At 61.7% G+C, this 24,577-nt stretch carries 14 protein-coding genes; all 14 read right to left on the bottom strand.

From position 1 onward, the window contains the following. Positions 1 to 29: 29 nt before the first annotated feature. The 14 genes from D8767_RS09190 to D8767_RS09125 all read right to left on the bottom strand — a co-directional run bounded on the left by D8767_RS09190 (position 30) and on the right by D8767_RS09125 (position 24,565). Positions 30 to 983 carry an NAD(P)-dependent oxidoreductase gene (locus D8767_RS09190; RefSeq protein ID WP_016711802.1) on the bottom strand — a complete coding sequence of 318 codons (954 nt, stop codon included), beginning with the start codon at positions 981 to 983 and terminating at the stop codon, positions 30 to 32. Beyond that, positions 983 to 2,113 carry an FkbM family methyltransferase gene (locus D8767_RS09185; RefSeq protein ID WP_016711803.1) on the bottom strand — a complete coding sequence of 377 codons (1,131 nt, stop codon included), beginning with the start codon at positions 2,111 to 2,113 and terminating at the stop codon, positions 983 to 985. Before D8767_RS09185 ends, D8767_RS09190 begins: the two co-directional genes overlap by 1 nt. After that, the gene (locus D8767_RS09180) at positions 2,113 to 3,942 is read right to left on the bottom strand and encodes a thiamine pyrophosphate-binding protein (protein ID WP_231115638.1); all 1,830 of its coding nucleotides are present in this window, start codon (positions 3,940 to 3,942) and stop codon (positions 2,113 to 2,115) included. The genes D8767_RS09185 and D8767_RS09180 overlap by 1 nt, the downstream gene beginning before the upstream one ends. 2 nt (positions 3,943 to 3,944) lie before the next feature. Continuing rightward, positions 3,945 to 5,054 (bottom strand): N-acetylneuraminate synthase family protein, encoded by a 1,110-nt coding sequence (locus tag D8767_RS09175; RefSeq protein WP_012051613.1) that lies wholly within the window; start codon positions 5,052 to 5,054, stop codon positions 3,945 to 3,947. Positions 5,055 to 5,205: 151 nt separating this feature from the next. Next, entirely contained in the window at positions 5,206 to 8,688 is a 3,483-nt protein-coding gene (locus tag D8767_RS09170) for a glycosyltransferase (protein WP_232859887.1), read from the bottom strand. A gap of 100 nt (positions 8,689 to 8,788) precedes the next feature. Further along, entirely contained in the window at positions 8,789 to 10,111 is a 1,323-nt protein-coding gene (rfbH, locus tag D8767_RS09165) for a lipopolysaccharide biosynthesis protein RfbH (protein WP_016711806.1), read from the bottom strand. Next, entirely contained in the window at positions 10,104 to 11,180 is a 1,077-nt protein-coding gene (rfbG, locus tag D8767_RS09160; protein ID WP_196765146.1) for a CDP-glucose 4,6-dehydratase, read from the bottom strand. Before rfbG ends, rfbH begins: the two co-directional genes overlap by 8 nt. Next, positions 11,162 to 11,932, bottom strand: a complete 771-nt coding sequence (rfbF, locus tag D8767_RS09155) for a glucose-1-phosphate cytidylyltransferase (RefSeq protein WP_016711808.1) — start codon at positions 11,930 to 11,932, stop codon at positions 11,162 to 11,164. The genes rfbG and rfbF overlap by 19 nt, the downstream gene beginning before the upstream one ends. A gap of 247 nt (positions 11,933 to 12,179) precedes the next feature. After that, entirely contained in the window at positions 12,180 to 14,897 is a 2,718-nt protein-coding gene (locus D8767_RS09150; protein WP_016711809.1) for a glycosyltransferase, read from the bottom strand. Positions 14,898 to 14,949: 52 nt separating this feature from the next. After that, positions 14,950 to 18,528, bottom strand: coding sequence for a glycosyltransferase (locus D8767_RS09145; RefSeq protein ID WP_016711810.1), 3,579 nt, complete (start codon positions 18,526 to 18,528; stop codon positions 14,950 to 14,952). A gap of 139 nt (positions 18,529 to 18,667) precedes the next feature. Further along, positions 18,668 to 20,233, bottom strand: coding sequence for a flagellar hook-associated protein 3 (locus D8767_RS09140; RefSeq protein ID WP_016711811.1), 1,566 nt, complete (start codon positions 20,231 to 20,233; stop codon positions 18,668 to 18,670). A 13-nt stretch (positions 20,234 to 20,246) separates the two neighbouring features. After that, positions 20,247 to 22,277, bottom strand: a complete 2,031-nt coding sequence (flgK, locus tag D8767_RS09135) for a flagellar hook-associated protein FlgK (protein WP_027615309.1) — start codon at positions 22,275 to 22,277, stop codon at positions 20,247 to 20,249. A 12-nt stretch (positions 22,278 to 22,289) separates the two neighbouring features. Continuing rightward, positions 22,290 to 23,444, bottom strand: a complete 1,155-nt coding sequence (gene flgJ / locus D8767_RS09130; protein WP_016711813.1) for a flagellar assembly peptidoglycan hydrolase FlgJ — start codon at positions 23,442 to 23,444, stop codon at positions 22,290 to 22,292. A gap of 11 nt (positions 23,445 to 23,455) precedes the next feature. Continuing rightward, the gene (locus D8767_RS09125) at positions 23,456 to 24,565 is read right to left on the bottom strand and encodes a flagellar basal body P-ring protein FlgI (protein WP_027609424.1); all 1,110 of its coding nucleotides are present in this window, start codon (positions 24,563 to 24,565) and stop codon (positions 23,456 to 23,458) included. Between the last annotated feature and the right edge of the window lie 12 nt (positions 24,566 to 24,577).

Genomic DNA, 24,577 nt, shown 5'->3' with positions numbered 1-24,577 from the left:
CGCCTCGGCCAGCTCAACCGGGCAGCCCTCTAAATTGCCGCATCCCTGATCGACTGCTGCAAACCATGGCGCAGTTGCAACCCGAGTTCCGAGCGCGCCTTGTCGATGCAGGGTACATACCGGTTCCGGAAACTTCCCGGGGTAGCCTGAGCAGCTGCAATGTGCACCGTTTTTTGGGGGGACAGCACGTCACGCACCTGGTGAGCGAGCTCAGCGATTGTCATCGCCTCGTCCGAGCCGACGTTGTAAGCAGTGCCCGCGCGCCCTTGGCGCAGCATCACATCCAGCCAGTGAGCCAGATCACGCTGGTCCATGTAGGACCGCACAGGCGTTCCATCCCCGCTGACGCAAATGGCGGGCGACTCAAGGGCATCGCGGATGAAGTTGCCTATCGCGAAGTGCACATCGCGCGGCAGGTCCCTGCCGACAAACGCGAAACAGCGGGCGATGATCACCTCCAGACCAAACTGGTGCTGGTACAGGATGCACAGATGCTCGGCGCAGCGTTTGGCAACGCTGTAGGCATGGGCAGGCTCCAGCGGGTCGGGCAACCCATGGTAATCCTCGGGGATCTGCTCCAGCCCCTGCGGCTGGGGGCCGTACACACCGCCGGAACTGGTCATCAACAAGCGCGGGATACGCTGCCTGACGGAATAATCCAGCACATGACGGGTACCCTCGACGATCTGGGTATACCGCTGCAATGGGCTGAGCTGAGCCCCGGCTGTCGAGTCGGCTGCCGCATGCAACACATGCGTGAAGCCGCCCGTTTCAGGAAACGACGCAGGCTGCAGAATGTCGCCCTGCTGCAGCCGCAGCCACGCCAGGCCGGAAAACTCAGGATGCCTGGCCAGAAAGGCCACTGGCGCTCGGCTCAATACCGTGACCAACGGCACCTGCAAACCTGCATTGGCGATGCCCAGCCAGTGGCGTAGCAGCGCCTTGCCAAAAAAGCCGGTACCGCCGGTCAATAGCAGGTTCATCAGTTCGGCACTGCGTACAAGACTGACTCGAACGTGTTCGGGCAGTGTTGCCGGATATGGAACCGGTAATCGGAGCAAAACTCGAACAGCAACTCCGGCAGCTCCCACAAATCCTGAGGGTTGTGGTACAGCGACACAATCAGTACCGGGCGGCAACGCCGAATGATCTGTTCAGCACCACGCAACACCTGGGCCTCAGCGCCCTCGACATCCAGCTTGATCAGGTCGACCGGCGCACTTGGCAGCATCTGGTCCAGCGCAACGGCTGCAATCGATACGCCCCCACCTTGCTGGCTGATAGAGCAAGCCTCACCTTGGCCAGCATTGAACGTAAGAATGCTGTAATGCTCAGCGGCCGCCAATGGCAAACAAATTGCGCGGGTATCTTCAGCCCCAATCCGCTGCACCAAGCGGGTGAAATTTTCAGGGTCAGGCTCAAGCAGAAACGCTCGGCTGCAGGAGATTTCGGGCCAGGCAATCAACTCTTCATAGCTGTCACCGTCATAGGCACCACAGTCCACGTAGGTGATATCGCGCCCCTGCAAGGCCGGCAACGTCAGCGCGTTGATGTAACGCTCCTCCTCCGACAGAAAGCTGGCGTACTCAAGGTCAACCCCGAGCCGGAATGCGCACATCCGATAAAGAACCTGCTTGCTTTCGTTATCAGCCAGCTTGTCTGCCACGCGCCCGATACGTTCCATGGCGTCCAGCAGGTAATTACGGCTACTCAGCCAGAACCGCCACCCCAAGGCCGCAGCGAACTGTTCGTACAACTCCCAAGGCATCAATGGCTTGGCGAAGCCTGCCTCGGCAACGATCGACAACAACTCATCGTAAGGCGCATCGCGGTTGAAAATACCGAGTGCAAGTTGCGCTTCGGGCGCCTGGCGGGCCAGCGCCTGCCAGTTCAATACGGGCAACCCCTGGGCCGTATCGATGCGTGGCGATGTCTCTACAAAGCCGGCAACCGCAATACCTTGCTGCTGTGCGGCGGTGGCCAGGCTACGACCGAAGTTCCCGGCGCCGAAGATCCACAACGGCCGCTGTGGATCAATGCGCGCCGGTACCACGTCAGCTGCCCGGTCACGCAGTGCAATGAAGTCTTGGAAGCGATCTATCTTCTCAGCCATTACATACCCCTTTTATCGGTGGTGGGGACGGCACGCAGCGCTGCAGCTTCTGCACGAATCTGCGCCATGGTTTCCGGCTCCAGGAACGGGTGCATGTCATCGAGCTCCGGGGTGACGAAAGCACCGTTGGCATCGACCCGCGACTTGATACGCGGCACGAACTCCTGCCGAGGGTCGACGTGCAGGTCGATCAGCATCGGGCCATCACTTTCCAGAAGTGCATCGAGACGCGCCAGGTCGCCCTGCGTAGCGATGCTCTCGGCGCGCAGGCCATAAGCGCTGGCCACGGCAGTGAAGTCGGGGAAATCCACGCCCGATTCGGGCGTGGCGCCGATCACCCGGCCAAAGAAGTTTTCGTGTGTTTGCCAGATCGAGAGGTAACCGCGATTGTTGAGCACGATTACGATCACATTGACGCCGATGGTCTTGAGCGTTTGCAGTTCCTGAATGTTCATCTGCAGGCTGCCGTCGCCCGCAAAGCAGATCACGCGGCGTGCACCTGCCGCTTTGGCTGCCGTCGCCGCACCAATGGCCGCAGGCAGGTCATAGCCCATCGACGCGGAGCCCGAGTTGCTGAACAGGCGCTGGCCCTTTTGCAAGGCGCCGATCTGGAATGGCAGGATGCAGGCTGACGCATTGCCACATACCACGATGTCATCCGCACGCATCTGCGCAAAAATGCGCTGCACCATCAGGTACGGGTTCAAAGGCCCATCGGCTTTTTGCGTGTGCTCCGCCGATGCCGGATAGGTACGCCCTATGTGCTGGCACCATTGCACCCACGGCGCAAAACTCTGCAGGGTGGCCTTTGCCAGCTCTTGCTCGAAAACATCGAGGAAGTCTGCCAGGTCGGCGGTAACGCCGAAGTCCGGGCGCACGGTGGGCTTGTTCAGTTCGGCGGCGTCGATATCGACCTGAGCCACCCAAGCGTGCTTGGCGAATGCCTGCCAGTTATAACTGGTTTGTCGCACATTCAGACGCGACCCCAGCACCAGCACAAAATCAGCCGCCTGCAAGCAGAAGTTGCCGGCACGGGTCCCGATAGTGCCAGGGCGGCCGGCGAACAGCGGGTGGTCGGACGCGATCAGATCATGGGTCCAGGCGGTCGCCAGGGGGATGCCGTAGCGCTCCACCAGCGCCAGTAGCCGTTGTTCGGTACGTGAAAGGCGTACGCCGGTGCCGCCAAGCACAACTGGGCGGTGCGATTGCAACAGCTTGCCGACGATATCACGGCAGGCGGCGCGCAAATCCTCAGCACGCGGCGGCTGGATCAACGATGACGCCGGGATATCGAGTGGCACTTGGGATTGCTGGATATCCAGTGGAATATCGAGCCAGACAGGCCCGGGGCGACCGCCCACGGCTTCGGCGAATGCCTTGGGCAGCATGACCTCCACATCCTGCTCCGAACGCACGATCTGCGCGTACTTGCACACCGGGCTGGCCATGGCGATGGTCGGCCCCTCCTGGTCACCCAGTTGGCGCAGGCCAGGCACATCCTGGAAAGACACACAGGTCTCGCGCTTGATCTGGCCGGACAGCACGATCATGGGAATGGAGTCGGTGAACGCCCCATGCACCCCGTTGAGCGCGTTGATAGAGCCCGGGCCGGTCGTCAACATCACCACGGCCGGCTTGCCGGTGATGCGCGCATAACCCTCGGCGGCCATGGCACAAGCCTGCTCATGGTGCATGAACGTGCAGCGCAGTTGCTCATGGCCACCCAAGGCCTGGTTGAGGAACATGGCACCGCCGCCGGTGACGGTGAAAACCTGTTCAACCCCTTGCTGAACCAGCCATTGCGCAATTTGCTGAGATACAGTCGCCATCATCACAGTCCTCGGCCCAGGATCAGTTCTTTCAGTGCCGGAGTTTCACTGTAAGGCCCGTCAATGTGGTCGATGGTCAGGCGTTCGTTTGCCTTGATCGGCTGCAGCAGCGTTTCACCGTTCATCACTTCCCGGCAGGACAGCTGCCCTTTGTGCAGCGGGATGGCAAGGTAGAAGTCCTTTTCAAACTCGTCCCGGTTCAGCACGTAGCCTGGCGACAGGTCCCGACGTGCATAGGCACCGCGCACGAGTGCGTTGAGGTATTCGGTTTCCTTGCGCGAAATGATGCGTCGAGTGCCGCTGACACCCCCGCACATTTCCTTGGCCTTGTGGAACGCCTTGTACCAGGTATCGCACTGTTCAGGGAGCGAGCAGTAGTTGGAAACCGGCACCCCTTGGTACTGGATATCAATGTGCCGTTCCCAGGTACGTACACCTTTGCCGTAGGAAATGAGCATGGAAGAGTGCCAGTCGTGGTACTCATGGGTCGACAAGCCAATGACATGCCCAGGGTAACGGTTGCGCAGGTAGTCGATCTGGTCGAGCTGCAGTTCGTCGTCCTCGCTGGGGTACAGCGAAACGCAATGGTTGATGGCCAGCGGGATATCACGCTTTTCGAAGTAGCGGACGATATCGTCCAGGTCTTTTTCCGATGCACCACCTGTGGAAATGATGGTTGGCCGGCGGGTAGACGCGATTTTCTCGATAAGCGGCCAGTCGTTCATGTCGGAACTGGCGATCTTGATGATCGGCATGTCGAATTCGACGCACAGGTCAACCGAGGCTTCGTCGAACGGCGTCGCCATGGGAATGCAGCTCAGGTTGCGGACTTCTTCCACCATGCGGGCAAACTCCGCCTTGGTCAGGCGGGTGTCCTCGGTCTTCTTCACATAGCGAAGGTCTGCAGTCCCTTTGAAGTCAGGATGGATGAACTCGTCGACATCGCGGAACTGCAGCTTGATGGCAGCCTTGACGTTGTTGTAACGCGCAATCGTGCCGTGGTCGCGGACAATTTTCAGGCCGCGCTCCAGCTTGCCCCAATGATTGTTGGCGAGCTCCAGTACGAACAGGTTTTCAAACAGATCTTTGTCACGCTGACTAATGGTTTTCACCGGATACTCCCCTGGTTGCCGTGGGCCAGGTTGATGTGGCGCCAAGGCATGCTGTGTTCTGTTTATGGCTGATGCGGGCATTGCACGCCGCCTTGGGACGTACCTGGCGGCTATTGGAATAGTTGACTCTCTATCGGTGTCTGGTCTGCCCTCAACCTGGCAGCCAGGCGTCAAGCCACTGGCGTGCATAGCCTTCATCCAGCATGTGCCGTGCCAGCACCTGCTCGCGCAACGCTTGCGCGCCCTTTGCACTGGCTGCAGGCTCGGCAAGGTGCGCCTGGATAGCACTGACCCAGTCCCCGGCCGTGTTCCTGACCCTGGTCACGGGCAACCCTTGATAGGGCAATACGTCACTGCACACCACCGGATAACCGCAGGCGGCATATTCCAGAAGCCGCACATTGCTGCGACACGCGTCGAGCCAGCCATCGCCAAGCGGGGCCAACGCCAGATCGAGCCCCAGCGACATGAGTTTCTGCGGGTAGTCATCGTAAGGCACCGGGCCATGTATCTCGCGCAGGTAGGGCCGTAGCGGGGGCGGGCATTCACCAAGGCAGACCCAATCCACATCCGCGTGCAAGGCCTGAACAATCTCCAGCATCAGGCGTTGAACGCTGGTGCCGAACTGATCACCCACCCACCCGATACGAGGGCGGCTACCCGGCTGCCGTTGAGTGGCCAACGCCCCCCAACGCGCCGGGTGCAGACGATCCGGCATGACACGAATATCGGCACAGAAGCCTTGCAGTGCTTCGGCCAATGCAGGGGTTGGCACCACCAGCCGGTCTACAACGCCGGCAGACCACCGCAGCGCACCTGCAAGATCGCCGTCAGCCAGGCCAGGCAAGTCGGCATTCACTTCGCCCACCTTGAATGCGCGGCTGAACCGGGCATTGCGACGCAACGCGTCAATCTGGGCCTCGCTGGCCGGCCGCCGCATCACCCAGCTGTCGGGCTGCAACCGCTCCAGCTCAGCGGGCAAATACGGCCGCAAAGCCAGCCGGACATCCGCCAGGCCGGCGATACTCATGGACAACGCCGGATCGACAACCCGACTGCGAGCAGTGCCGGCAAGTTCGCCCGGCATGCTCAGCAGCACAGGCAACGGGCGCCAGCTCAATGGGTTCCACGACAGGCCCGGGTCAGTCTCAAGCTCAAAACCAGCCCCCTGCAAAGACAGGTTGCGGTTGTAGGCCGGATCGCGGGCGATGACAGGCAGCCATTTGCCATACAACGCGTCCTGTTCGGCTTCGACCGCTTCGGCAGGCACGAGCTCGCCCTGCCCTTCGCACACCAGCACAGCATGCGGCGTCCACACCGTGAGATAACCGGCCTGGCGCGCCTTGAGGCAAAGATCGAGACTGGCACCGGTGCGCTGCGCCAGGCCTTCGTCCATTCCACCCACATCCAGGTAAAGCGCCCGGCGAATCAGCAGACAAGCGCCAGACACGGCACTCACGTTCTGGTCCAGCTCAAGCCGGCGCATGTACCCCTCATCGTGCGGCAACCCGGAAAACGCCGAGTTGCCAGGGCCATTCAAGCCCAGCACCTGCACAGCCTGTTCGACCATGCCATTGGGGTGCATCAACTGCGCGCCGACGATGCCTACTTCCGGGCGTTGCCCGTGATTGAGCAACGCGTCCAGCCAGTCATCGTGCATGATCACGGTATCCTCGTGCAGCAGCACCAGGTACTCGCCCTGCGCATGCCTGGCCGCCAGATTACAGGCAGTGGCATGGTCACGTACCGACGCTTCACTCAGTACGCTGACCCGGTTTTGCTCCCGCGCCACAAGGCCATCCAGCCAGGCACGGGTAGCCGGGCTACTGCTGCGATCGTTAACCAGCAGAATCTCGAAGTGGGGGTAACGGGTCTTTTCAATCAACGCATGCACGCAGCGCTGTACGTGATCGAGACGCCCATTGCATGGCACGACCAACGAAACCAATGGCTGCTCGGCGTGCCCATAATCAATGCGATGAATGCCTGGCCGATGCATGCGCACCTGCGCCTGGGAATAGCCGCGCCGCTGCAAATGGCGCAGCAGCACCGCCTGTTCCTGAGGGCTGTGGACAGGCGCTTCGCTGGGTGATATGCACACGGGTTCGCTGACATGAGCCAGCCCGTCGAGGCCATCGGCATCTTCGATCAAGTGCAACAGCAACGCGAGCTCGGCCGCCCCCGCGCAGGCCAGGTCGAAACCGCCCGCCTCGAGGAATACCTCACGTCGATAGAACCAATGCCGCGCTAGCTGGGCCGGGCTGGCCAGCAGCATGTCGAGATTGAAGTCGGGGCGCAGCAGCGCCTGCCGGGTCCCCTGTGGCGTGGTCACCAGCTCATCGGCATACACCGCACGCACCTGGTCGCCCTCGAGCAACTCCAGCGCGAGCATCAACAACCCGAACGGTGTGAACGTGGTGCCTGCACGCACAAAGCAGAGCCACTGCCCGGTGCCTTGCTGCAAGACCAGTTGGTTAAGCGTGGCAAGCTCACAATCGACCGGCACATGGACGGCGAGCTGCTGGTACATCTGCCCTTGCAGGCTTTGGCGCGTGGCCTCGACCGCAGCTGGCGGGCCGTCTGGGAGGATGACGAAATCGAACGTGGGCAAGTCCATGCGCCTGTCTTCCAGACGCTGGGCGATCAACGCCGCCTGTGCGTCAGTAGGGCGACGGGAGCGCAGCCACTGGGCAACCTGTGCTTCTGGCCCACCTGCAGCCCCCTGCATGGCGTCTGGTTGCAGGTCGGTGCAAGGCATGGCCTGGGTCTGCTCGATGAAACTGGCCAACTGGTCCCAGAACCGGCCCTGCAAGTCAGCATACTTTTGCTGGACGATGGGCAAGCCCGATCTGGCATGCTCGATAGCCTCGGGCGCGTCTTCGAAGGCCAGGCCATGTGTGCCGAATTCGCCAACCCCAAGCGGTGTGCCATCAAAGAAGGGCGACTTGAGTACCACGGCCGGGCAACCACACAACATGGCTTCCAGCGCAGTTGCAGTGGAAGAAAAGCAATAAATACCTTCACTGCGCCGGAACAGCTCGGCCATTTCCTGGGGGGTGGCTGGCCATTCGTTGGTAATGAGCGTGCACCTCGCCGCCAGCTCGGGGTGCTCCTGAAGCGCATGGGTATGGCGCCCAGGGTAGATCAGCCAACCTTTGCGATGGCTGTCATAGGCGTTGTCAAGGTTGTTGAACAGCGATGTATCGATCGGTGGCAGGAACAATATACGCTCAGCCCCAGCGCCCTTGGGCAACAGATGCTCTCCATAGGCAAAGATCATCTCCGAGTCGGCAAACTCCGTATCCCCTGCGATCAACCCCGGTACGTTGAGCAGATAACGCACGACCGACCTTGCCTTGGTCGGGTTGCCTGACACCACTTCCGGGTACACCACGATAGGCTGGCGACCCGCCTGCTCATGCTGTTGCCTCAGCTCATTGGTGAGCAGCGGGGTGTGCCACATCGGGTTGGTCGTGGAGCTGTACAGGTAGGCGTCCTGGCCGCACCGGTTAAGCAAGTGACACAACATGTGCATCACCCGGATACCGGCTGAGTTATGCCGGTAGGCGGGCGCAACGATGTAATACGGGCGCGGCGACGCAACGTGCAATGGCGGATAGTGCTGAGTGCTCACGAGCTGAATCCTGGATGTGGCAAGGACGGGCGTGCGCCGCTGGCTCGGGCGAACAACCTGTGGCCGCGCCCGGCAATTCGTTCACACGCGAAGGCGCTCATCAGCGCAGCCTCCGCACATAGGCTTCGATGCTGCCGGCCACATGCTCGAGGTGGTCTTCGCCAAGCCCGGGCCACAGGCCGACCCAGAAGGTGTCCTTCATGATCTTGTCCGTCACGGCCAGGTCACTGGCTACCCGGTATTGCTGGTCCTTCATGTAGGGCTGTCGGGTAAGGTTGCCAGCGAACAGCAGGCGAGTACCCACCTTCTGCGCATCGAGATGACGCAAAAGGTCCAGACGCTCGACACCACAACCATCACGCAGCGTCAGCGGGAAACCAAACCAGGACGGGGCACTGTTGGGCGTGGCGTGCGGCAGGATCAGTTGGTCCACACACCCGGACAAGCGCTCGCTAAGCCAGGCAAAGTTGCGTTTGCGTGCAGCGATGAAATCATCCACCCGGTCCATCTGCGCCAACGCACAGGCGGCCTGCATGTCGGTGATCTTCAGGTTGTAGCCCAGGTGGGAATAGGTGTACTTGTGGTCGTAACCTTGCGGCAGGTCGCCCAGCTGCCAGCAGAAACGCTTGCTGCAGGTGTTGTCTTCACCTGGCCCGCAATAGCAGTCACGCCCCCAGTCACGGAACGATTCGACGATACGCTTGAGCAGCGGGGAATCGGTGAAAACCGCCCCGCCCTCGCCCATGGTGATATGGTGGGCCGGATAGAAACTGAGCGTACCCAGGTCGCCGAAGCTGCCCACCTGGCGGCCATCATAGGTGGCACCCAGCGCATCGCAGCAGTCCTCGATCAGCCACAAACCGTAGCGGTCGCACAAGTCTCGCACCACGGCCAGGTTGAACGGGTTACCCAGCGTATGGGCCAACATGATCGCCTTTGTCCGCGGGCTGATCGCCGCCTCGATCAAGGCCGGGTCGACGTTATACGTACCCATCTCGATATCGACGAAGACCGGCACGGCACCAAACTGCAGGATCGGGTTGACGGTGGTAGGGAAACCCGCTGCCACGCCAATGACCTCGTCCCCCTTGCGAATGGCTCGATCTCCCAGGCGTGGCGACGTCAAGGCGGAAAACGCCAACAGGTTCGCCGAAGAGCCGGAGTTGGCGGTGAGCACGCCACGCCGCCCCAGATAACGTGCCAGGCGTTTTTCGAATGCCTGGTTGAAGCGCCCGGTGGTCAACCAGCCGTCCAGTACCGCTTCCGTCATGGCCTGTAGTTCGGGTGCACCAATGACTTTGCCAGAGGGCGGAACCGCATGCTGGCCAGGTACAAAACCGGGCGCGGCCAGTTCCAGCTCGGCGTAACGGCCAACGAGCTCGGTAATTTGCTGGCGCAACTGCTGCGCCGTTTGATCAGTCATTGAACTCACCTTCGTGTGCCGCTATTTGCGTGCGGCAGTATTGCTGCATGTCTTGGCCATCGCGCCAGGCGTGATGCCATTCAAGGGTGTGACGCAACGATTGCTTCAACCCCCACTTGGGCCGCCAGCCCATACGTTGACGCGCCCTGGAGGAGTCGAGGGTCAACAAGCCTGCTTCGTGGGGCTGCAAGTTCGGCTCGACCGTCCATCCCGCCTCGCCTGGCCACAACTGCGCCATGGCATGCACCAACTCACCAACGGTTGCCGTCCCGCTACTGTCAGGGCCGAAATTCCAGGCCTCTGCCACGTCCTGGCCACGCTCGATCAACGCCTGGGCCAACAGCAGGTAGCCTTGAAGCGGGTCGAGTACGTGTTGCCACGGGCGCACGGCATCGGGGTAGCGCAAGGTCACCGACTCCCCGGCTTCCCAGGCGCGCAGGATATCGGGCAGCAACCGGTCTGCTGACCAGTCACCGCCACCGATCACGTTGCCCGCACGCGCGGTCGCAAGCGCCACACCGCGCTCGCGCAGGAACGACTCGCGCCACGAGGCGCAAAGCAGCTCGACGCACGCCTTGCTGCTGCTGTAGGGGTCATGACCCCCCAAGGCATCCTGCTCACGGTATGGCCATTGCCACTCGCGGTTCTCGTAGCATTTGTCACTGGTGACCACCAGCACAGCACGCACCGTGTCGCACTGCCGCACGGCTTCAAGCAGGTTGAGCGTGCCGGTAACATTGGTGGCGTACGTTTGTGCCGGGCTGCGATAGGATTCACGCACCAGCGGCTGCGCAGCCAGGTGCAAGACAACCTCTGGGCGAAATGCCGCCACGCTACGCAGCAACCGGTCAGCATCACGAATATCGGCAAACTCGCCAGCCACGCACTCGGCTAGCCGGGCGCTGTCATAAAGCGAAGGCGCGGTATCGGGGGCCAGGGAGTAGCCATATACTTCGGCGCCCATCTCGCGCAGGCAAAGGGCTAGCCAGCCGCCTTTGAAGCCGCTGTGCCCTGTCAGAAAAACCCGACGCCCCGACCAGAAGCTACGGCTCATGACCAAATGCGCCATTGTGCTTCATCGGCCTTCCAGCGCTCCTCCAGGTAACTGCGATCACGCAGCGTGTCCATGGCCTGCCAGAAGCCACGGTGCACGTGGGTCATCAGCTGACCATCCTGCGCCAAGGCACGCATGGGCTCGTATTCCCATGTGGTGACGTCGCCCTCGATGTAGTCGAAGACCCCGGGTTCAAGCACGAAGAAACCGCCATTGATCCAGCCACCATCACCCAGTGGTTTTTCCTGGAAGCCATGCACCTGCTCGCCCCGCACATCCAGCGCGCCGTAACGCCCGGGGGGCTGAACGGCAGTGACCGTGGCCAGCTTGCCATGACGGTTGTGGAAATCGATCAAGGCTGGCAGGTCCACATCGGCAACGCCGTCGCCGTAAGTCAGGCAGAAGGTTTCGTCGCCAACGTAATCGCGTACCCGCTTGAGGCGCCCGCCAGTTGCCGTATTCTCGCCAGTGTCCACCAGCGTGACCCGCCAAGGCTCGGCATGCCGGTTATGGATATGCATCTGGTTTTCCGACATGTCGAAGGTGACATCAGACATGTGCAGAAAATAGTTCGCGAAGTATTCCTTGATCACATAGCCCTTGTAACCGAGGCAAATCACGAAATCGTTGATCCCGTAATGGGAGTAGATTTTCATGATGTGCCAAATGATGGGCTTGCCACCAATTTCGATCATCGGTTTCGGGCGCAGATGCGACTCTTCACTGATACGGGTACCCAGGCCTCCGGCCAGGATGACTGCTTTCATTGTCGACACACCTTGACAGGCTGACGCCCATAGCGGGCTGACAAAATACTGACCAATTCAGTAAGTTGCCGTTATCTAGCAAAAAGATTGCCAATCAGCCTGACCGGGCAAGGTAAATGCGCGTGCAGCGGGAGATACCGCTCAAGTGTGGAGCCGGCCTTGATCGGCCCGGCTCGCGGGTATTGTCGAAACAGGCAGGACAGGGCTGCGATCTCAGCTTGCAGCCCTGTCAATAATCCGCCTCGGCCTACTCGACCTGTTCCAGCCAACCTAATGGCGTCGCTGCCTGCTCGCTGAAGGCCGAGGGCCAGCGTTCGAACAGCACCTGCGCCAACGCATAATCCGCTTCAGGCTGGGCGCTGAGCAGCAGCCTGGCCTGCGGCGTCCAGACCACCAGTTGCCCGGCCTCGATAACGGCCCGGCACAGGTCGATATCGGCACCGTGGACAACCTGCAAGCCCGCGCAATGCTCGAACACCTCCTTGCTCACCATCAGGCAGTCGGCACTGACCGCCTGACAACCGCGCACTGCCAATGGCCACCGGGCTTCAGCACACGCTTGCGGCTTCAGGCCCAGCCAGGGCGAAACCACCTGCGGCCCCTGCAGCAAGGCGTAACCCGCATGCACAAGCGCAGTATCGCCCCCCTCGAGGCAGGCTCCGACCACACCCACTTCTGGACGCTGAGCCTCATTGAGCAGCGCCTCGATCCAGGCCGGGGTAATGACCTGGCTGCGCGCAGACACCAGCACCAGGTAGGCCCCTCGTGCCTGGCTAGCCGCCAGGTTCAGCCAACTGCTGCGCGACTCGCCTGGCTGGCCGACCAGCACATGCACCTTGCCGGCGAACGGCTGCAGCGCCGCAACCTCGTGCTCGGCACACACCACCAGCACTTCGTAGCGCGGGTAACGGGTACGCTGCAGCACGCTACGCAGGCAATCCTGCAGCTGCGCGGCATCGCCTTCACTTGCCACAAGCACGCTTACCAACGGCGTGGACGAATGCCGGTAGTCGATGGACAATCCATCATTCGCCTGTATCTTCACCTGTGCGCGATAACCCAGTTGCGTCAGGTGTCGGCCAACCACCTTGGCAGCTTCCTCATCCAGTGCACTGCCGCCCTGCTCACCGATTACCAGGTATTCGGCCATGTGCGCCAGGCTGCTCAAGCCTTGGGCCTCCACCAGACGCAGCAGCAGGTCGAGCTCCAGCGCCTCACGGCAGGTTTCACTGTAGCCACCCAGATCCAGCACCGCCTGGCGGCGCACCAGCCAATGCCGAGACATCAACCCAGGCTGGCTGCGCAACAGATCGAGGTCTGCACCTGGGCGTTCGACGCTGTGCAAACGCCCTTCACCGTCGCGCTGTACTTCATTGGCGGCGATGGCCTGGCAGGCAGGTGCATCGACAAGCTCCACCGACAGGCGCAACAGGCCTCCGGCAAGCAGCACATCGCCGGCACTCAGCAGCATCAGCCAGGCGCTTGGCAACTGACGCACCGCCTGGTTCAGGTGTGTCACCCAATTGCTGTCACTGACCTGTATGAAATGCAGCGTGTCGCGCGGCGTGGTGATGGCCGGTGGCTTGCCAGCCTTGAGCACCAGCAGCTTGAAGTTGCGTATGCCGCTGGCCAGCAGGCTGTCGAACGTGGCCTGAAGCGCTTGATCGTCGTTTTCCAGGTCGAGAACCACAAAGGCGATCTGCTCGGCCGGGTGCTTGCCCAGGTAGCGGAGAACGCGCTGGCGTCCAGCCTCATCCGGTGTAGCAGCCGAGATGGCCTCGATCACCTGACCCGACGGGGTGCCCTGCAAACGGCACTGTTCATCAATACCCGGGACCTGTTCGAGGCGTGCAAGCCAATCCGTCAGCTCACGGACATGCGCAGCTTCTTCTGCCCTGTCCAGCGTGGACAACAGCCGATGGCAGACTTCGCGATTGAACAGGCTCAACGCCAAGGCCTGCCAGTAGCGGTGGCTCAAGCTTTCTGCGGTATCGTTGGGGTGCTCCTGCAACAAGTCACGCTGCTGCACCCAGATCCCTTCCAGCGCACGTTGCTGCTGCGGGCTGGTCGGCCATGCGTGGCAAAGAAACTCAAGCTCGGTCAACCGCGCAAACAGTGCACCGTTGTAATAGGGCAGCTGTACGTCCTGATGCGGCTCGAACAACCGCTCGGGGTCATCGATCACACTGCGCCAGCTGGATGTGAAGATCAACGACGCCGCACCCAGATCGTAGGTGTTGCGCACAAGCCGGTTGAGGGCCGTGAAGCCTTGTTCGTCACCCCATAGCCGATACAGCCCGGCATCCCACTGGCGCAAGCCGCGTACCAGCTGCGTCAGGCGCTCTTCACGCTCCACCGGGCTGTAGCCGGCGGGCTCATGCTCACTCACCACATCGGTCTGGGCCAGGTGTGCAACCGGCCCTTGCGCCAACACGGCAAGGGACATTGCCACACGCACGGCAGGCGCATCCAGGTTGTCTGGCAACGCCGCCAGCACGGCTTGCAAAGTCGACACACGCATGACGGCACGCCAGGCCTGCTGCCCCGCCTGAGCGTACTGCAACAGCCTGGCTGTAGCGGTTTCGGCAATGGCAGATGCAAATGCCGAGCCTACGCGGTAGTACTCGACCTTGCCACTCCCCGGCCTGTAGCCCAACAACTGGCCTTGCGCAGCCACCACCCCAGGTTGCGCGTGCAGGCACGCCGCTGCAGTATCCAGAGCCGGGGCCAGCACGAAGTCGGTATCCAGCGCCAGCACCACATAAGCCGTGGCAAGCCCTTCCAGGCATTCTGCGAGGGCCTGAGCGAACCCGGCCGAGCTCGACCCAGCCGGCAAGTCAAACGCCACACAGGGTACGCAAGCCTGCTGGTAGTAGTGCTGCGCGCGGGCGCGGCTGTGCGCCTGATGCTCGCCCAGCAAAACAACGGTCACATCATTGCGCGAGCCGATTGCGGTATCGATCATATAGCACCTGTCCAATTGTCAATCAGGCGCGGGCATCGCCCCACGCCAACGTTCAGTCTGCCAACCAGGCGTTGGCCCAATGCTGCAAATGGTGCGGCATCAGCATGTAGTCACGCAGCACTTCCGCGCGCAGGGCATCGCCCTGGCGGTAGCTGGCCTGCGGGTCAGCCAGGTGCATGCGAATCGCATCCAGCCATTGCTCGGCGGTGTTGTCCTTGACCCGGGTACATGGCAGGTAGCCGGCGTAGGCCTTGGTGTCGCTACAGACCACCGGAAAACCACACGCCCCGTACTCCAGCAAGCGCAGGTTGCTCTTGCAGTCGTTGAACAGGTTCTGCTCCAACGGCGCCAGCGCCAGGTCGAGGTTGAGGCTGGCGAGCTTGCGCGGGTAATCAGCCAATTGAACCGCCTTGTGAAACTCTTTCACATAGGGGCGCAAGGGGTCCGGACACATACCGAAGAAGACCCAGTCAACCTCGTTGGCAAGCGCCTTCACAACGTCTTGCAACAGCTCCAGATCACCACGATGGCTCGTACCACCCGCCCACCCGACGCGCGGTCGGATACTGGTCTGACGCTGGCTGAAAAGGCCAGCCCAGAGCGCGGCAGACAACATGTTGGGCACGACGCGGATGTCCTTGTGCATGCTGGATAGCGCATCGGCCAGTGGCTCGGTCGAACACACCAGCCGATCACACTGCCCGATGCCTTGGGCCACCAACTCGGCAAGGTTGCTGGGCAGGTTGCGGGCATGGTCGTTTTTTTTCGGCGGATCGATGATGTAGTCGTCCAGCTCGTAGATCATCCGCGCCTTCGAAAAACGTTTGAACTGCGCCATTTCCCGGATGTTGCCCGGCATGTAACGACACTGCAGGATCATCACATCGGGCTTTTCGCGCTCGAGCTCGATAATACCCGGGGAGACGTGGTTGACCCGCCCCTGGATCCAGCCCGCCCGCTCAAGCTCGGTGAACGGCTGGATAACCCGGTAGTGCCCCACTGCCGTGGTATTGACCGGCAACGCCAGCACGGACGGCATGGCACGGGCAATGAAAGGGTCCCAGCCACTGCGCAGGCCTGGCTCCAGGTTGAAATTGGCGAACTTGAGGCTCAGGTTGTCGTTGTAGGCCGGGTCCCGCGCAATGCGGCTCAGCCAACGGTCGTAAGCAACGTCCCGGTCGGCCCTGGCAAGCTCGTCAGCCAGCTCGGCAGCTTCACCACCCGGCAGCCTCATGACACGAGCAAACGGTGTCCCGACCGACAGGAAACCTTTTTCACGCGCACGCAGGCAGAGGTCAACGTCAAACAAGGCGACCTGGAAGGCCGAGGTATCCAGCCCCTCAAGCTCCTCGAACAGCGCCCGGCGAATGAGCAGGCAGTCCAGGCTCAGTGCGCTCCAGTTCTGTACCAGTTGCTGGCGCCCCATGTAACCTTCGGCTGACAGGATTCTGCCCGGAAACGGGCTACCCGCTGTACCGCCGCCAAGGCCGAGCACCAGGCCGGAAGACACCAGCTCGCCGTTGCTGCCACACAGCGCCGGCCCCACCAGGCCGACCTCGGGACGCTGCGCCTGGCTCATCAAGGTACTGAGCCAACGCGGTTCGAACAGCGCACACTCCGGTGCGAGCAATAGCAAATACTCTCCCTGCGCATGGCGACTGGCCTGGTTGAGCATCGCCGCCCTGCCCTGCGCCTGCACATCGATGACGCGCAACTGGTCACTGCCCAGGCCACGCATCGCCGCCAACCACTCGGTGACAGCCCGCGGCTCGTCGCCATTGGCGATGACCAGCGCTTCGAACGGGCTGTATTCGGTGTACTGGAACAGCGACTCGACGCAACGCCTGAGCGCGTTCAGGTTGGCCCCTGCGGGGATCAGTACCGATACACTTGCCTGCTGCTCATGCCGATAGGTCACACGCGTGACCAAGCTGCCAGCAGTGCCCTCCACCAAGGCATCGACGCCTATACGACGCAGGTGTGCCTCGACCACACGCGCCGCCTCCGCCTGCCCTGCCGGCTCGCTCATCCAGTCCGCGTACCCCGACTGGCAATGTACCAGCATCTGCGCGACGTGCTCTATCACATGCAAGCCATGAGCCTCGACCATTCGCCACAGCAGATCCTGTGGCGCCAGGCTCTCGAACCGGGTATCGAACCCTTCCAGCGCCAGCAGTGCAGTACGCTTGAATGCCAGGGTACGGCCCACATAGGGCACGCTGCGCATCAGGTCGAGGTTGAAGTCCGGCTTGAAAACCGGGTTGCCGGGCGCCAGGGCACCAAAGGTGTCTTCGTCGGTATACAGGCACGTGCTCTCGTCGCGCAGTGCCATGCGCTCGGCCATTACCACCAGCGCATGCGGCCGCAGGCGATCACCGGCACGCAACAGCAGCACCCAGTCGGCGACGTGTGTGCCTGCCAGCCACTGATTGAGTTGAGCGTAGCCACTGCCGCTCAAGGCCAGGTATTGCACGCCTGGCGCGTCAAACCTGTCGAAGCCATCCGGCACCAGCACCAATACCTGGCTGGCGGCATAGGATTGTGCAGCCAGGCAATCCAGGGTGGCGCGCAGTGCGCTTTCATCGCCCTCGCGACAGGTTACGATCGGGACGATGGCGGGCTGTACCGGCCACTGCTCGACCCGCTTTGGCAGCAACCGCAACTGCCCGTCAGACAGGTTGCGGCAAGCCAGCCATTCGGCATAGAGCTCGGTAAAGCTGAGGGCGTTGCTGCCTACCTGCTGCGAGAAATTGGCGACCTGGCCGGCATGGAAGCGGCGGATGTCCAACTCCTCCCAGGCTGAGTCGGCCCCTGGGTCGTAAGCCTCCAGCGGCAGGTAACGCACCCAGCCATTGGCCGGCGCCGACTCGCCGGTGCGCGCCGCCAGCATCTGCTGCAGCCACTCGGTTTCATGCTTGTAGGCCTCGGTCATGCTCGAGTGATGACTGAGCCGGCCTGGGTGAATGCGCTCCACACTCAGTATGCGCTCCAGGCTCGCCAGGTGCCCGCGGCGCAGCAGGCAGGCGTACAAGGCCAGGTCCAACCGTGCGGCGAACCCTTGACCACCCTGTACCAGTTGCGGCAAGTATTCCAGCACCTGAGCACGACGGAACAGCACATGGCTGATGCCACCAAACAGGTTAGGGACGTTCTCGGCGATGCTGGCCAGCAAGTCCGTACCGACAAGCACGGCACTTTGCGGGGCGATCACACTGTTGAGCGCACGGGAAGGCAAGAGGATGTCATCAGCCGACCAGAGCAGACGCTGACCGATCACCATGCTGAGCTGAGGCCATTGCGTCAAAACCTGCGCTTGCCGGCTGATGCAACTGTCGAGCAACAGGTCGTCATCACACAGGAACTTCACCAACTCCCCGTTGGCCTGCTCCAAGCACGCTTGCAGGTTACGTGCAAACCCCAAGCGGACAGGGTTGCGCGTATAGCGCAAAGGCACCGCAGCACCGTTGCCCAGCGCCTGGCAGATAGCCTCGATCTCGCCGCCGGCGCTGTCATCGCAAATGACGACTTCCAGGTTGGGGTAGTCCTGGCCAAGCGCACTGACCAAGGTTGCTTGAAAAAAATCGGCATTGAAGGCAGGAATGGCGATACTGACGAGTGGCTGCTCTGACACGATGACGACCTTGCTGGAGAGGCGGTGCGCTTGGGAATAGGCGGGCGTTCAACCTGGGCGACACAAGGGCAAGCCGGCCGGTCGTTATCAACCCAGGCCGGCGTGCCCGTGCGTCATGACGGGCAAACGCCCGCGAGGATCAGATGTAATTGACCAGCGAGAGACCGGCAATCTTGGCGTAGGCCTGCAACGAGGCCTGCAACATGTTGGATTGCATCTGAAGGCGAATCATCACCTCAGCCGGATCGCTCTCACGAATCGAGCTCTGGGTCTTGGCGTTTTCGCCACTCAGGGCCTCATTGGTTTCCACTTGCACATCGATTGCCTGACCGCGGCCGCCGATCGACGAAATGGAGGAACTGACCTGATTGGTGGCGCTGGCGATGTTGCCAATCGCCGAGTCCAGCGATGCCAGGAAGTTCTGCCTGGCCACGGGGTCGTTGTCGACCGGGGTGGCCAGCGCCGCGCGCAACTGGCTGATGGTATCGAGGACGTTCTGGGTCTGGTGCGTGTCGACCTTGATACCAAAGCTGTCGCCTGCGCTGGGCGTGTCCGAAAGCGTGAACTCGACCCCCATGGCGGTCGCTGTGTTGCCACTGAGCGTGCCCTTGGAAATCGGTTTGCTGTCGGCACTCACGGGGGAGGCATAAAGCTCGAACTCGGTAGCACTGGTGAACTTGAGTACCGCCCCCTCAGGGAACGCAGACTTGTATTTCTCAGCATCGGTGATGGTAGCGCCGGTCACCTGGGCAGACGAGCTGTTGCCCGCACTGCGGGTGCCAGAGATTTCATCCGCCTTGGAGCTCAGGCTGAAGACATGGCCGGCAATGGCCGCGTCGGGGTCGGCGGCGTCGCCGTCCTGGAAGGTGATGTCCAGACGCAGGTCAACACCACGGAAATTGACCGTGGTGTTCTTGCCATTGGGGTCGAAGGTGCCCCCCTGGCTGGCTTCCAGCGTCACGTCCTTGCCGTCGGCATCGGTGATCTTGAACTGGGTGCTGCTGGTGAACTCGATGGTGTACGGCTCGCCGCTGCGGAAGCGGTCGTTGTACGTTGCGCTGCCGCTCACCTGGCCATTGGACAAGTTGATCCGGCCATCGTCGGTGGCCGGCGACACAAGGCTGGTTTCGCTGCGGCTGGTATTGAGCGCTTGCTCGAAGGCATCGTAGCCAGTTTCGTTGGCTGCCAGGGTGAGCATGTCACCCACTTGCAGGTTCAGTTTACCCTGGTCGCCCTGGTAGGTATAAGTGCCATCAGCGTTGCGCACATAAGGCGGTGTATCGCCTTTGGACCCCGAGAACAGGTACGCACCGCTTTCATCCTTGCTGTTCATCAACGAGAACAGCTGGTCCTCCAGCGACGCCAGCTCGGTGGCATTGGCCTTGCGGTCTGCATCGGTGAAACCGGCGTTACCCGAGCTGACGGCCAGCTCGTTGACGCGCTGCAAGATGGTGCCAATCGCATTCAGCGTGCTTTCTGCGGTGCCCAGGGCGTTGCGCACATTGGTGACGTTGCGGGTGTACTGGTCGAGCATGTTCTGTTGCTGCTGCAGTTGCAGCAGACGTGCCGCACCTACCGGATCGTCAGCCCCACGACGTACCCGAATGCCGTCAGAGGCCTCTTGCCGAGTCTTGTCGAGGTTGGAGAAGCTGCGCTGGTAATTGGCGCTGTTGCTGCTGTAGAACTGCGAAGTGGAAATGCGCATGGTCTACGCCTCCTTAAAGAGCATTGATCAAGGTGGTGAAGGTTTCCTGTGCCGCCTTGATAATCTGCGACGACGCGGTGTAGTACTGCTGGAACTTGACCAGGTTGCCGACCTCTTCATCGACCGACACGCCGGAAAGGCTGTTGCGGCTGTCCAGCGCAGAGCTGTGCAGCGCATTGGTGGCATCACTGTCCATTTCCGCCTGGCCAGCTTTTCCGCCAACGTTTGAAACCAGCTTGGCATAGGCATCGGTAAAGCTGATGCCCTTACCGTTGGCCCCGACTTCAACCGTGGATTTGGTCTGGAGGTCGATCACCGACTGGGCGTTGCGGTTGTCGGCCGAGCCAGCCCCCGTCAACGACACGGTGTAGCTGTCGCCGTTCTGTGGCGCGCCGGAAACGCTCATTTCGAAGGTGAAGCTGCTACCGGTCGCATTGCCACTGCCATCGACCATCGGCACCGACAGCTTCAGCTTGTTCTCCTGGCCCGGCACGATGGTGCCGCTGCCGATTTCCGTACCCTTGGCGTCGTACAGCTTGTAAGCCTGGGGCGAAGTGGTTTCGTCACCAAACACCAGCTTGACCGGGGTGGAATTCTTCAGGCCTGCCTGCAACTGCGAACGCTGCGTGGCATCGTAGATATCCAGCTGCGAGGTCAAGGTCGGCTGGGTGATCACCCCGGTGCCCTTGTTGCCAGCACCGTTGGTGGCGGTCAGGGGTGACGCCAGCGCCAGGCGTTTGGGGTCGGTGAGGACCGTCTCGATATTGGCGGCCGCGTTGCGAGTGGGTGTGATCTTGAAGCTGTCGCCAGCGCTCAAACCGCCGCCGTTGAGCGACAAGGTAAAGCCATCGATGACCGGCGGTGGCGTGTCGTTAAGGTCGTAGCTGCCCATTTCAGTGCCTTCCGGCAGCTTGCGCACACTGTAGCCTGTGGCGCTGGTGAAGGTCACCTGGTAGTCGCTGGTAGTCAGTTTGCCGGTGTCCTTGATGCTGACATCCAGGTTGCCGGACCCGATGCTGTTGCCGAGTTTGGCGACGCTGCGCTCACTCATGGCCTTGGCGCTGTTGATGTCACCGAACAGGGTGGCGCCAAAGTTGCCATCCTTGTCGATACCCTGGGCCAACTGGCTATTGATCTGGTCTGCCAACACCAGGGCCACGCGCCCCAGCTCGTTAAGCGCAGGGTCGAGGGTTTCACTACGGTAGCGGATCAACCCACCCAGCTCGCCTCCGGTGGCACTGCTGGTGATGTCCATCTTGGTCGAGCCGCGGTTGAGCACCAGGCTCAAACGGCCCGGGTCGCTCGCCGTAGGCTCCACACCCACCGTCTGGGTGGTGTTGCCCAGCACCAGCGCCTGGCCGTTCTTGAGATAGACATCGTAGGTGCCGTCACGCTCGACCACATCCGTGCCGATCAGCTTGTTCAACTCACGCACCGCACCATCACGCTGGTCCAGCAAGTCGTTGGGCTGACCGGAAACAGCGCCCACCCGGGCGATTTGCTCGTTCAACCCGGCGATGGTCTTGGTCAGGTTGTTGATCTGGTCGGTAATCGCCGTCATGTTGCTGTTGATATTGCTCAGTTGCTGATTCAACTGCGACGACAAGGTATTGAAACGCTTGGCCAGCGACTGGGCGCTGGTCAGCAATAGCTGACGCGACGCGTCTTCGGTTGGCTTGGACGCCGCATCCTGCATGGAGGTGAAAAAGCTCTGCAGCGCAGCCGTAATACCGGTATCGCTACTGGACAGCGAAGTATCCAGCGGCGTGATCTGATCCAGGTACGAGGACGCCTCACTGCTCAGCGAGGTGGTGGTACGCAGCTGGTTCTCGATGAACGCGTTGTACACCCGGCGCACGTCCGCCAACGTAGTGCCCGTGCCAATGAACACCTGGCCGACTTGTTGCCCGCCCTTGGTCTTTTGCACGTTCTGTTGGCGCGAGTAGCTTTCGACATCGGCGTTGGCGATGTTGTTACCGAGGGTGTACATCCCCGACTGCGCGGCACCCAGCCCCGACATACCAATGTTGATCAGACTCGCCATGGTTCCATACCCTTAAAGTTTTGTTGCGGTACCGAGCATTGCGTAGTGCTCGTACGACTTCATCTGTCTTGCGATCTGCGAGATCTTGCTGGCGTAATTCGGGTCGGTGGCATACCCGGCCTTTTGCAACTCTTGCACGAACTGTTCTGGTTTATCGGCGGCCTTCACCGCATCTTGATAGCGTGAATTGTTCTGCAGCAGGCTGACCAGGTCGTGGAAGCTGTCCTGGTAGGAATCGTACGAACGGAACGCCGCCGTCTCCTTGACGAACTGGCCATCACGGTACTCGCTGGTAATCGCCCTCGCCTCGCCGCCGTCCCAGTTGCCAGTGGCCTTGATACCGAAAAGGTTGTGGCTGCTGCTGCCGTCGGTGTTGCGCATGACCGACTTGCCCCACCCGGTTTCCAGTGCGGCCTGGGCCACCAGGTAGCGTGGGTCGATACCAATGCGCTTGGCCGCCTGTTCGGCCATCGGCAGCATGGTGGCGACGAATTCATCGCTGTCGCCAAAGGCTTTGTTCGGCGCCAGCGGCGGCTGGGCCACGGCGCGGCCGACGATGCGCAGGCCGTTGTCCGGCACAGCGAAGGCCTTGGCCACTTGCTGGCCGTCACGGGCAGGCACAGTGGCGGTGTTGGCAGTGGCCGCCGACGGCACGATGCCGGCCAGCAAGCGGTCGGTGAGTTTGCTCGGCAGTGCCAGGCGCCGTGAATTGAGTGCTGCGACGTCGTTGCGGGTCGCGGTCGACTGGGCGGCATGCACCGGCTCGGCCACCTTGTTGCCCCACAACGCAGGGGCATTGCCCTCGGTACGTGCGAACGGGCTGGTGCTGGCCGGGCTGGCCTTGTTCTTCGACAGCTGGCGCACCAGCACATCCTGCAGCCCGATACCGCCACCTTCGCGCGACATGCTCACAGCCAGTTGCTGGTCATACATGTCACGGTACTGCTTCACCGTTTCGGTGTTCATCGGGTTGTCGTCGGCCAGCACGTCGCTGGCCTTGCGCGAGGCCTTGAGCATTTCGCTGATGAACAGCGACTCGAACTCCTGGGCGACCTTGCGCACGTTGGCATCGCTGTCGCGGTCGCCATGCTTGAGCGAGCTCAGGCGATTGAGGTCGGTGTAGGCACCGCTGTCGGCGCTGCCGGAAACCAAGCTTTTGCTGTTCATCCGCGCCGTCCTCAGATCACGATCAGGTCGGCCTGCAAGGCGCCGGCCTGTTTCAGGGCTTCAAGGATCGCCATCAGGTCGCCAGGCGCTGCGCCCACCTGGTTTACCGCGCGGACGATTTCATCCAGCGTGGTGCCCGGCCCGAACTTGAACATGGGCTTGGCTTCCTGCTCGGCATTGACCCGCGAACGCGGCACCACGGCGGTCTGGCCGTTGGAGAACGGCCCGGGCTGGCTTACGATCGGGTCTTCGGTAATGGTCACGGTCAGGCTGCCGTGGGTGACCGCCGCTGGCGACACCTTGACGTTCTGGCCGATGACGATGGTGCCGGTGCGCGAGTTGATGATTACCTTGGCCACGGCCTGGCCCGGGTCGATTTCGAGGTTTTCCAGGATCGACAGGTAATCCACGCGCTGGCTTGGATCCATCGGGGCACTGACGCGCACCGAACCACCGTCCACGGCCTGTGCCACACCAGGGCCGAGCAGGTCGTTGACCTTGTCGACGATACGCTTGGCGGTGGTGAAGTCGGGGCGATTGAGGTTCAGGGTCAGGGTATTACCCTGGTTGAAGCCGCTCGGCACCGCACGCTCGACACTGGCACCACCCGGAATACGGCCGGCCGACGGAACGTTGACGGTGATCTTCGAGCCGTCACGGCCTTCTGCATCAAAGCCGCCGACGACCAGGTTGCCTTGGGCAATGGCGTAGACGTTGCCATCGATACCCTTGAGCGGGGTCATCAGCAGGCTGCCGCCGCGCAGGCTCTTCGAGTTACCGATCGAGGAAACGGTAATGTCCACCACCTGGCCAGGCTTGGCGAACGCCGGCAGGTCGGCATGCACCGACACCGCCGCGACGTTTTTCAGCTGCACGTTGCCGGAGCCGGCCGGCACCTTGATGCCGAACTGCGACAGCATGTTGTTGAAGGTTTGCAGGGTGAATGGCGTCTGGGTGGTCTGGTCACCCGTGCCGTTCAGCCCTACCACCAAGCCGTAACCGATCAACTGGTTGGAACGCACGCCAGAGATGCTGGCAATGTCCTTCAGGCGCTCGGCCTGGGCAGCGAACGCACAGGACAAGAGCAGGGTTGTGGCAATCAGCTGCCTCACGTTGAACATGGTCATCCGTAC

This window comes from Pseudomonas sp. LTGT-11-2Z, from assembly GCF_003691445.1.
In the GTDB taxonomy this organism is placed as follows: Bacteria; Pseudomonadota; Gammaproteobacteria; order Pseudomonadales; family Pseudomonadaceae; genus Aquipseudomonas; species Aquipseudomonas monteilii.
Note: the sequence above shows the minus strand (reverse complement) of the source record. Positions and strands in the feature narration are given on the sequence as shown.